The organism is Endozoicomonas sp. ALC020, assembly GCF_049275935.1.
Taxonomy (GTDB): Bacteria; Pseudomonadota; Gammaproteobacteria; order Pseudomonadales; family Endozoicomonadaceae; genus Endozoicomonas_A.
Window position 1 is genome coordinate 4695518 of sequence record NZ_CP184830.1, and the last position, 12847, is coordinate 4708364.

1 protein-coding gene (only partly in view) is annotated in these 12847 nt (G+C 50.1%); it reads right to left on the reverse strand.

Annotated elements, in window-relative coordinates; translation table 11 throughout:
* Nucleotides 1-12841, reverse strand: partial view of a TcdA/TcdB catalytic glycosyltransferase domain-containing protein gene (locus ACOJUO_RS17495; RefSeq protein ID WP_422137649.1) — the 5' portion only. Its footprint begins 15773 nt before the window's first position; 12841 of the gene's 28614 nt are visible here — the first part of the coding sequence; it begins with the start codon at nt 12839-12841; the stop codon falls past the left edge of the window.
* Nucleotides 12842-12847: the final 6 nt, after the last annotated feature.

Sequence of the window (12847 nt, forward strand, 5' to 3'; positions counted from 1 at the left end):
GCAGATTTCTGTGTGTATTCACCAGAGCCGAGGCAAAAGTGTCCAGGGATACTTTGGGATGCTGACGATGATAGTTCCGCACCCGTTCAAAAGCCTTTTTAAGGCTGTCCTCATCATGCTGGGCGGAAAACCAGTACAGAACCCGGGCGAAATCCCTGACCGACCCGGAAGCAAACTGCCAGTTGTGATCGGTGCGGCTGATGCCATCGACAAACTGTGTGTACAGGTCGTCTTTCTGGTTTGGCACAATAGCCAGCGCCAGTTCTGTGGTCAGGCCATAGCTACGGCCAGTGGTGATTGCTGATAATCCCCAGATTGCCCGCAACTCCGTTTGAGTCTGGCCGATAGCCGCCACGTCGGGATGGTTTAGCAGGGCTGTTGCGAGTAGCTTTCCTGCAGCGATAGCCTCACGGTTATCAAAAGTGGTGTCTTTTATTCCCACCGTCAGGGTCAGTGGATTGCTATCGAGGTAACTCTGATACAGGTACCTTTCAGGGTTGAGGGTAATGTTTATTTCCCGACACAAACGACCCAGTGACATGCCGTTCCCGGAAACTGCCTTTCCCGATTCAAGAACCGCTTTAATAAAATCTTCGTGCCCGGAAAACAAGTCCAGAAGCCTGTAGACAGTGGCAGGCAGATTGAACCTTGCCAGCTGCTGCCAGCGGGCGACAAGCAGGGCTTCGCTGTCAGTGGTCGTGGCAGGCAGCTGGTGATCCCAGCTGGTTACCCGCTGAAGGTTAAAATCCACAGACACTATTTTTTGCAACTGCGCCAGGGTGTCCCAGGATGATCCCGTTCGTCCACCGGTCATTGACCTGAGATTGGCCGTCAGCAGCAACCGGCCCAGTGTGTCCTGCCCGAATGTGTCCGTTACTGCCTGCTGATAGTCGAAGAAGGAGCGGGTTACATGCTCAAGCCTTGCCTGATCGAGTTGACCCAGCCGGTTGAGGATGGATTGCTTGATCCAGTCCCGGTAATGCCTCGAGATGATGTCAGTGGTGAGCAGGGATTGGGCTCTTCTGAAAAAGATCCCGTCAACATCCGGGTCCGCTCCCAGTAACTCTGGATTTTGAACGGACTTTATTACCGTAGTCGTGGCCGTCCCGGGAGGGGAAAAAGCCATTTTTTTAAGTGCAGGCCAGGGTTCGCGCACCTCGATTATACCAAGGTAATGGGTTTCACCCTTGCCATTGTCATAACGAGTGACGTGTTGTCTTGAGGCGCCTGTGGCACCAATATAAACAATCGTCGATTCTTTGCCTTCGCCTTGCGGTAATTCGATAGCATCTGCTTTAGAAGGGGGTAAGGGCATCCTTCCATATTTGATACGGTAATCCAGGGTGTCGATAAACAGCGATTCTAATCGGGCTTGCAGTAGTTTTTCGGGCGCTGTCCACTGCCTGCCAGTTCCTTCAGCCAGAGATCCCACTTCGGCCAGGTTATCGACCGTTGCCTGCATCAACGAAGCAAAGGCTTGCCAGCTGTAATCCCCGATGGCTGACTTAAGTTGCTCTGCATCCAGATCAGAGATAACCGTCATTAAAAAATCGGCGGTACCCAGCCTTAATAATCCCTCAAGTTGAGTGACCGGTGAGTCTTTAATACCCCCTTTATTTCTGTGAAATTTTTGGGTCGAACTGTCTAATGCCTGCTTGAATAAATGAGCGGTAAACATGGAGTTCAGCAAGTCAGAATTCAGCCCCAGTCTTTCTGAAATGACAGAGGCCTGATATTGGCTCAACTCAAAAACTTGCCTTAATAAATCACTTCTCCTTGGGACAATAAGAGTGGCAACATAGGATGTTATATCCCCAATCCCCCTGAGATCGACCCCGATATTGACCTGAACATGATAAGATAATGGCTTTCCTTTTAGCTCGGCGGGCAATGAGACTTCAGGATTCATCTTTCGATTAGTGCCTAACCGGTATTTTTCTAAATCATCAGTGGGATTATTGCCCAGTAGCTTGTCATTATACTTTTGAGTGATGTCGTCTACGGTATAACCACTCTCAGGTAAATTGGCTAAAATATCGGCCAAGGTTTTGGTGGCACGAAATACAACAGAGGATGCATCCATGTAATCCGAGAGAGGTTTGGGTCCGGTAATGATTTCAATGATAGAGCGACCTTCACTCTCTTCGCTGGATACAACCAGATCAGGGTAGACAGGGTTCAAAAGCTTGCTGGAGACATATTCAGTAAACGCAAGCGGTTGTCTCGATTCAAGAGCTACGGTTGTGCCATCAAACTCTATTTCAAGACCGATTCGTCCATTTTTCTTGTCTCTAGGGATCTTTGGATCTTTTGCATCCCTTTGTAATGTCGCAATGTCGTCAATGCCAATTTCATGCAGAATGTTTTTTCGAAGGGTTTCAGAATTGCTGTCGATACCTTCCAACCGATTTGCGGCACCAATATAGCGGGCTACCAGGCTTGATAAAATGTGATATTGTTCAACCCGCATTTTGCCTTCGGTGACATACTGGCTCGGATCAATTTTCAGGACACAACCGGCATTACCAACCAGAACCGGTTCCGGCTGAGTTGTAGCCAATGAACCGGGAGGCGTGATGACCAGTAATAGTCGGACAGAGTCAGGTATTTTGACCCGCTCGAAGCCTCTGCCGACAGAACCATCAATAACCCCCTGATTCACCAGAGTCTTGAGGTTGCCAAAGCTCTGGCTCCGTGTTTTCTTGAGTGTTTTGGAAAAATTCTCGTATTTGAAGGTTCTTTTGAATATTCGAAGCGTTCTGATAATTGCATCCTGTACTGAATGCATCTCATTGGAAGGCGCATCGTTTTTCAGAATATCCCTGATATATTGGGCAGAGAACAAGATTGCGATTTGCGGCTGCGAGCCTTGGTCGCCATAGAAAGCCAGTGGAAGTTCTCTGAGGATTCCGGGACTGCCCGCTTTGATTTCCTGACCATGGAAGTAAGAAGACGTTCTGTCAGTGTCCGGACCTGTGTCTGGAGGGTTTTGCATAAAACCCATATCTGACAATAACCTGCTCTTGTCTTCAGCGGACAAACCGGAGCTGGAAATTCGTGCTTTCAACATCCGGTAATCCGTGTTCTGCAACTCCAGCGCAGAACGCAGCCGCGAACCCTGCATCTGTTGCCAGTAATCTGTGTAGATATTTACCAGTCCTTGCACAAACGCATCGACAGAGCTCTCCGGCTTGATTTTGAGGAAGTTAATAACGGCTCTGACCGAACGGGCAAGACGTTCTTCCCTGAACAATACCGCCAATGCCCTATGGCAATCATCCACAGTGCCACGGGCAAACTTAAGATCATGGTCATCGCTGTTAGCGACCAGCACCTGATAAACGGGATCACTGTCGGCGGGCAGTCGCCGCAGTTTCAAACCGTTGGTAAAACCGTAACGGCCAGCAGGAGAGCGAGAATCATCCGTTTCCCAAATTTCCATAGCCCTGGTGATCACAGAATCGGGTGCCTGCTCTGCTTGCAGTTGCAAGAGCAGAGCCAGTCCATAGGATTGAGTCATTATCCGGGCGAGGGGAAGGTCAGACGATTCTGGTCGTTTACTCGACAGTCCGACCTGGATGATAGCAGGCTGATTTTTTTGCCACCGCCGGATAATCACCTGACTGTCCGAGATCAAAAGGTAGGGTTCCAGCCGGATATCAACGGGTGGCGTGATCGTCTGCAAACCATTCTCTGTCTGCCATTTATGCCAGGTTAGAAGGCTATCGATAAATTTATTCGGTTTGTTGAAATGGCGAAGCACAGCGTCCAGCTCTTTTGGCAATCCATTCAGTTGTGCCAGCTCACGCAGCTGGTAGCGATAAACATTATGATCAATTGCCGAGAGGAAAAATGGCGAACGCACTCCCAGAAAAATCTTCGAGGAAGAATGGTAATCTTCGTTGTAAGGCAGGAAAGGGTCCAGGTAAACCAGGCGTTCGCGGTTTTCTGACAGCGGGATCCTGAAACTGCGGCTGTCTTCGGGAAGCCGGTTGGACAACTCAGCAATAAGAAGCTTCTGCTGGCGATTCGGTTTGTCACCGTTTTCCAGAGACTTCACTACGCTGTCCACCAGCCGCAACAACAGCTTTCGCATCAGGCTCTGGGCAGCCCTGTGCTCGGTGTCGAAGTTATCGATTTCATTGGCCAGTGTGATCACATCAGCCAGCGGCAGTCGGGCCATTTTTTCATCGAGCCGCTGTTCTGCCAGGGAGGGTGAGCGATGGGAATAGGCAGACTCAATGGTCTTGATCAGCGTCTGGGCATTACGCTGCTCCAGCGGACCTGAGGACTGAAGCATAAACAGGATATCGCGCAGATTATCCGGAAAAACTGCGCTGTTAATCTCTGGCACGCTCACCAGAACATAAGTTTCGCCCGAAAGGTTGGTGACAACGGGCAGGTATTTGCCGTGTTTGTTGCCAGCAAAAGTCTCTCTATCAGGCAGAGACACAGGATCAGTGAAACTGACCGTACCATCCGGTTGGCGCATCAGCCTTTTTTTAACCCCAAGCGAAAGGGTGCTTTGGAACGACTTTCTCTGTTCACGTCTTTTCCAGGCGTTCAGTCTCGGCACTTTTTGTTCCGCCCGTTTGTCGGCCAGAAAGTCACCCGATAACTCTCTCAGAGCCTTGACGTACTGCCTGGCCAATTCGGAAAAGTCATTTCGTTCCTTGTGGGCATACAGGGCAAACAGGTCATCTTTTCCCAATACCGAAACCAGCAGATCAGGGCTGGAGACCCGGAACGGATCTATGTCATGGCCAGCGGGTGTGACAATGTCCTGCAAAGACCCAAGCAGCAGGCGGGTAAACAGTGCTGCCATGGCTTCGGATGGTGGGCTTGCGACTTGCCGGGCCAGCTGATATCCCGCTTGTTGGGTCCGGAAAAAATTCTCCTGCGCAAAAGGATTACCATAGGCCAGCATGCCAACCCCCGAAAACGGGTCACCGATTGAGTCTGCACGGACAAAGGCGCTCAGGTGCAGCTCTCTTGGTGCCCCTGCCTGCGCAAAAGGCAGTTCGACATCGGCAGCCGGTAATGGCATCAACCGGTAAGGGGAAAAGTTATCACGGGTGACTTGTTGCAGCCGAAGGTTGTAATCCTCAATCAGGCGGGAGAGTGGCTGTCCTCGATTGTTTTGTGGCTGTCCTCGATTGTTTTGTGGCTGTTCTCGATTGTTTTCGATAATCGTAGTAAGCAGTAGGTCTCTGGCCTGGTTGAAGTGACGGTCATTCTTGCCCAGATAGGCATAATCCCTGCCGGGGGGCAACGCGGGCAAATTCCGGAGTTTTTTCACCAGCCCTTCTGCAACCCGGAGCTGACGGGTTATTAACTGGCCCTGTTTATCCTTCTCGAGCACCAGTTTGACCCGAGGGTCTGACTGTGACCACAGCACATCACCCTCAGCAGGTAGAGCGCCGGTCCATTTGCGCCCAAGATCATCCACCGCCACCAGAGCGTTGCGGACGGTGATGCGTTCTGTCCTGATTTCAGCAATCAGTTGCCTGGCGAATTGTTCCACAGGGTAATGTTCCCCGCTGGCATCAGCGCCACAACCCACCAGACTGACAGTCTTGACAGACCGCCTGCCGGTTATGCGCCCAAGCACTTCGGCCAGTTCCCTGGCTGTCTTTCCGCCCAGAAGAAACTTGCTGAAACCGGTCTTTTTGTCCTGAACCTTAGTACCATGACCAACAACAATAATACGTGTGTCGTCTGTAAGAAAACTGGCTTGCAATATCCCGGGTTCAATAGCACCACCTGTCTTCGAATCAATCAGGGTGCCATCAGACTTCAGTCGTATAAGCTGGCTGAAATCAGGCCGGTATTTATCGCCCAGGTATAAGCTGGCACTGGCTTCATTAATGCTGTTACCCAGCTGGAGAATGATCTGGTTTATATAACGGCTGTCTTGCCCAGCAATCAGGGTATAACGCTGGGTTTTATCAGCACCGGCAACCCAGCTACTGGACCTTTCACCCGTATAAAAACTCACTAAATCAATCCTTGCCAGTGGGTTAATTTGCGTGAAATAGGAATTTGATTTGTGATCCAAATGTTTATCTTCTGCAAGAAAATAAGCGAGATGCTTCCTGATGACTTTAGCCATCAAACTCGGCCCGGATAGCTGCAACGTGGATACAGACCCAAAAAGTATTCCATCGCTTCGATAGTTAACTAAAAAATCGGTAGCTTTATCACTGATTCCCAATTGATCTGCAATGGATTGTCTCAGTTGCTCGCTATCGGAATCAGCAAATTTTACCGGGTCGTCTATATTCAGACGCTCAACCAACTGCTGACGCCTTATCATTTCTTGCTTAACTGCCTTGAGAACTTCACTGTCTGGCGGCGCAACAATAAAGTTATTATTGGGATGGATTTTATCTCCAAATTCCAACGTTATTTCCATCGAACCGGGAATAGCCTTGATTGAGTCTGGAAAAATAAAAAGAGGCTCTTTGTTATGATTAACGATGGCTTCTCTAACCTGCTTAAAAAAAACCGGGTATTTTTCCTTTAGTTTTCTACATTCTTCCTGTATTTCTGTCTCAACCATTCTGTCAAAAAACAGTTGTTCCTCCCCTGGCTCCCCCAAATATTCCATAATCATATAGTTAATCACATAACCCTGTCTTTCTGACGATGAAATCTCATCCGGGAATTCAATGTGTTTAAACAGTTTCTCATTGAAAGGAGGCAGTGTGTCGACATCCAAATAGACACCTCCCTTTTTTTCAGTAAGAATACCCACTCTTGCCAAATCAGCTGCTGCCGCTAAAACCCCCCTCAGCCCACCTTCTTTCTCGTACCATTTTTTCAGGCTGGCTTCTTTGCCTGACTGCCAGAGTTGATTGATATCTGCCAGCGTGAATCCCCCGGATCCGGCGTTGCCCCGGAGCCCGGTTAGCTCTTTGGCGAGATCCGTGAATTCATTCAGAGTTTGCCTTTGAATTTGTTCTAATTCTCCTTGATCCATACCCAAGTGCCTGACTAAAAATGTCTTGGCCATGTCGTCAAAGGTTTTACCCTGGGCGATGCCTTCTTTTATAGTGCTGTAGGCGTGGTCTTGTAGATGATACAAGCGTGTCAAAAAATCATCTCTGGCTTGTTCATGTTTCAATAATTCAGGTATTTTCTCAGCCGCAACAGTCTTACGTATTTCCCGGCTAAGCACAGGCGCCAGAAACGCTTGTGGATCGTACCAGAGCGTTTGCGACCAGGAGGGAACCATCTTGGCCCAAACCTTGAGATAGGTTTTAACCCCTTCTTTGAGACGACCAATCCAGATAAAGTTAAGCTGTTTAGGAACCTCCACCAAAGCATCCAGCAGGTACTGGTTTATTGCCGCAGCCAGATGGGAGGCTGCTGGTTCCCCACTCAGAATTTTGGGCAGGTTGTTCTGCATGCGATAGACAAGCATGTATTTTTCAAGAGCACTTCCTGCTGGGCGAAGTCGGTCAAATTGTACGATTTTATTCTCCAGCGATTCCAAATCATTCGATTCGAGAACCCTCAGCAAACCCGGCTTCAAACGGCGCTTGAACATCGCCAGAGTCGGCACTACATCATCAGGATTGACGGGACTCAGCAACCCGCTCTCCTGTGATAACACAGAGGACAGCTTCCGGAGTCCAATGGCACCTTCAGCCAATGTTTCTTTTTCAGACCAGCGTTCGACGGTAATTTCACCGTCACTCTTACGAAGCGCTTTCAGCATGTCAGAGTTGTCGGCCAGTGACCAGGTGACCGAATCTGTGTCAGAGACCAGGCCAACCCACAGGCGCCCCCAGATATCGACTCTCAAAAGACCGTCACGGGCAGTCACTGCCGAGGCTTTTGTGGCTCTCAGGGTTTCTTTCAGGTAGTCGCTTACAAGCCCGTTGTCGTCAATGCCTGAGCCAACCAGGTTAATGGTTTTAACCGCCGTATTGCCGGTCAATTCATTGATTTTTTTTGCCAGTTCTGAGGCGGTTTGGCCGCTCAGGGTAAATTTCCCGCTCCCGGAGTCACCCAGACCTACTGCATGAATTTCGCTTTCACTGTCCAGAAATTTGCCAATATCGACCTTGTTAACCTTTGCGCCCGTCTCTCCATCTGACCAATCATCGTTATCAATCACCAGCCAACGGACTGAACGATAACTGCCTTCTGCCGGTTGAAGATTGTTGTATTTGCGAAACAGATAACGGCAGGCCCTGGCAATGGGGCTATCATCGCCAGACTCCATCTGGATAACCCATTGCTGGCGGTATTGACTTCTGCTCTTTGGATCGGTGTTGGTATTGATTGCGAGATCGATTTTGTGGTCCCAGACAGCCAGTGATTCGCTGGAAACCATGTAGTGTTCTCTGGCAGACAATCGAAGAACATCCAGCGAATCTCTATGGCTGCCAGTCCATCCCATTTCACTATTGCTTGTTACCAGTGCTTCATCACCACTCAGTATTGGATAGCTTTGTGCAAAATTTGATATAGCCCCGAGTCGATAAAAGGCCAAAAACGGGGAACCTGTCTTTTTTGTGCTGATAAACGTTTTTTTATCCTGGGTCGTTTTCCAATCTGTCACGCCGGACAACTGATACTGATCAATCGTCTGATAAGCGGATAAAAGACTGTTTTGGACCATCTGCATGGTCGGGCTGCCCTTTAATGCCGCAAAGAAGACACTGGGGACTTGTTTCGATGGCAGGTAGATCTCACTGGGAATGACTTTAACTTCTCCCAGGGGCTCAAATAGTTGCGAGGAATCAGAACTCGCCAGAAGCTGCTCAATATCGCTTTTCAACCTGGGGTATTTTTCAGCGAACCAGGCGAGATCGTCTGAAATCTTCTGTTCTATGGCAGGATCCTGATCATCAGGAAGGAATTCCCTGCCGAACTTTTGAATGACAAGCTGAATTTGTACTCTGTTCACCCTGTTCCGATCTGTTCTGCTAACGTCTGAATAATCAATATCCTTGAAAAGATTCTCGTTAATGGCAGGCGGAAGGGACGTATCAGAATAAACGCCACCGAGAGCGCCAATCACTCTGGTTTTCGCCAGTGCACAGGCTGCAGACAGATGGCCGCGCAATCCCAGTTCCCTGCGATAGTAATTTTTAGCCTTCTCTCCGTCTTTTCCATAAGCAGGGGTCCAGACCTTATTAATATCCCCATAGGAAAACTTCACCCCGGGATAAGAAGACTCTATCTTCTTTTTGAATCGCCGGTAGGCTTTCATCATTTGGGCTTTTTTCGCATCAATAGTCGATGATTTATGGTTGAGGTGGCCTACCAGAAAATTCTTCACCGCCAGATCAAATCCCCGGCCCTGCTTCATATCTGACTCTATGGATTTCCAGGCCTGATCTTGCAACTTCAGGAATGCTTTTATTAAATCCGATTCAAAATTAGCCGGATCACCGGCGCCAGATTCACTGGTTAATTGACTGGTCACTGCTTTTTTGAGGGCTTCAGAAAGCAGACTGGTGAGCATTGCGTGTTGGTCATACCAGAGGGTTATCTGCAAACCAGAGTTTGCATTGGCTGCAATCCATAACCGGATACGGTTCAGCTCCCCGACGGTTGGGCCAATGCTGACAAAATGCAGTTTTTCAGGGACTGGCTTAATGGTGGCATCCAACCAGCGATGGAAGTTTGTCGCCAGTTTCATAAGTTTTTTGGCGGTTTCCATTTCGATCAGGGGATTCCCGACCAGGTCGGTAAGTTTTTCGTAAACTCCCGTCACTGAAGCAAAGGTTGATGGAGAACTCTCACGACGATAGCCATCAAGCTCAGTAAAAGCCTTCAGCAGATTTTCAAAACGTGTGTTTAAGTCTGCGTTCACAGAACGTTGATAGTGTAATAACGGTGCAAACTCCTTACGGAACGTCTCAGAGTCAGGAATCAGTTTATTCATTAATTCAAAGTCTGAACCTGCAACAGGCTCAGTATCGGAACGGCGAACCCTTTGCCCTGCCGCCGGTCTGGTAAGTGCGGGATAGCGGCGCCACAGGGAAGGAGACAGAAGACCGTCATCGGCGGTCATTGTGCCAACGGCAGCCAGTTGCAGACGATAGCTGCCATTCCCGTAAGGCTCTGCTGTCAGTTCCAGATGACGCCCCAGGGAGCCATATCCGGTCACGGCCAGAGGTACGGATTTCCTACTGTCTTTCGCTGTCGTTTGATTAAACCTTACCTGTATGGGCAGGGTCTCTTTGAGCATCAACTGACGGGGGTTTACTACCGGTAACGGCAGTCTGTCCTGTCCGGGGTTGCCCTGTCCAGAGTAGTGTCGAGGCAAACCAAGTTCAGTACGAATCCGGTTTTTGGCCGCATTGGTATCTTCTTCTGGCGCCAGCCCGAGCGCCAGTCGCAATGCTTCTCCCAGCTGGTAAAAGAACGAAAGATGGCCTGCAAGCCACCCGGAACCGTAGGGTAAATCCCCCTCATCCGGATCAAAAGGGATCAGTGTGAAGGTGCCGTTATTGACTGTCTGGTTAATGGGTGCAAGGTCTGTCCCGTTATTCGGGGCAAGGTCATGAACGGTGTCATTTTCCGCACTATGACGCATGGGCAGGTAGGTCAGCGGGCCGGGCTCTCTGCCGGGAAATGCACCATTGCGACCGGGGATAATCAGACTGGCATACTCTCCGGGGATCGTCCTGTTGTGGTCATCGGGGGAGACTTTCATTAAACCTTGGTCGTGTATGTCACCAAGGGTATCAGGTCTTATCGGGGTCGTTACATTGCCCGACAGCATCCGTAACTTGTCAGTATTGTTCAACCGGTGTCTGAACAGCTCGCTGGCATCCACCAGTTGCCGCAGGTCACTGGCAAGGGTCTGATGACTGGAACTGGCCAGATAGTCCGGTGTCAGATAAACCCCAATCCAGTCACCCAGAGCCTTGAGGGTAAGGAATCTGCCCCGAACGCTGCTGGTGGTATTGTTTAAGAGCGGCGCCTGCTCCGGCTCCAACAGGCCATCGTATTCACTTTGTTGTGCCTCATCATTTTTTTTCAGTCGCTGAAGGTTTGCCAAAACTGGGCTGTCGGGGTCTCTGGCAGTCAGCCAGTCCAGACTGCCATCAAGCGCCCTGCGGAAAAACCATTGTTCACTGCGCAACGGTTGTTCGTTGTAAACGGTTTCGATGGCAGTGAGCAAATCCGCCATTTCTCCGGCTGTGCGATTAGTCTCCAACGCCTGCCAGTCTTCCATAACGCTGGCAAGTGCTGGCGCCAGCCCGTCAGCCTGGTAAAGTTCCCGGACGGCATCAACAAAGTCTTCCGCTGTGCCACCCCGTTTCCTGAGATCATGGCGTTGGCCTGACACCAGTTGCCGGTAGAGATCACCGGACTCTTGTGGCCATTGCCGGGCCTGGTAACGTTCATCAAGCCCATAATGTGGTTTTAGTGCTTCCAGCCTGCTGCCAGTGATCCCCCACAGCTGTTCAATACCGGCCACAGCCAGGGCATTGTCGGTCAGGGTTTCTCTCCATGTTGGTATCAGCAGGGCCGACAGTCCGTGCCCAAGAGCTTCGTCAGAGTGCCGGGAAAGATCGGCGGCTCCCAGACGAATCAGTGGCCGACTGTCGTTTGTGAAGGTTGCGTCACTGTCAATAAATAATCGGTCGGACTCTGCCTTGATAAGAGGGACTTTGTTATCCGTGCCACCCGGATCACTGGCAATCTGCAGTCCGTGAAGAAAGGTCAGCAACTGCCGGTTAAAACCACCGTATAGAAACAGTCCTGCCAATTTCTTGAGGTCAAAAACCAGCCGCCGGAGCGTTTGTGCCGGATCCTTGTAACCGAGTGAATGGTAGCTTTCCACATCAAGGGTGATGTCGGCCAGTCGCAGTGGCGGAGCGGCGTCGCCCTGGGGGTATACCCTGATGCCTATTTCTGTTCCGTTAACCCGGGTGCGGTAACCATCGCCAAAAGCAGGACAGGCTATTGTCTCGTCGATGCGCAAAAGAGGCGCGACGGGTGTGAAAGGAGAAAAACTGTCAGGCACTGGTCTGGTAACATTGCCTGTTGGACGGATCTCCTCACTTTTGAGCCAGGCAAGTGTTTGACCAAGATCGTTTTTAGAATGCCAGTGTCTGGCTTGCAGTTGGGCACTTAGAGGAGTTGGCGGCTTCCCAGGATTTTTTGGGGCATTGAACAGATCAGGAAGCAAAGACTCCAGCCAATAGAGTGAAACCGGTGATACTTTCTGATTCAACCATTTGGCAGCCAGGGTTTCAGAGATAAAGTCGAGCTGTGTTTGAGTGGCTATAGCGGAAACCACGTCATCAGTCTGGCTGATGGGAGACGGGATTAAACCGCCACCATTTTCTGTGGAACCATTCTGACGTGCCTGAAATTCTGACCAGAAGTTATTGGGATCACAGGCCTCATAAACGACCATTGCCATATTGTTTAGCAACCTGGCAACGAGCCGGTCAGTTCCGGGAGCATCGGCCAGACTGGAGGGTTGGCCTGAAGCCTGGGGCAATGATGACGGATTGATGATCGATTGCCCGATTAAAAATGTCACGCCATCGTCATCATAATAGATATTCTGCCCCGGCAAATCACGGTCAGACAGGATAATACTGATATTCCGATGTATATAGTGAGGAAAAAGACCGGACTGCTCGATTAGCCAGAAAGCTCGGTCAATGGCTGTCCTGACAGTACTGATATGTGCTGGCGTGGCAAAGCCCGACATCGGTCGGGCCCGGTCCGTCGACAGCTTGATGGCAAAAGTATCAGTATTAACACTGGCCGAGTAGAACCAGCCATTGCTGGTCTTGAGCCACTGTCTTTTGGGAGAAGGATTGAGAGGATTGGTATCGGTCAGATTGGCAGGCATACGGGA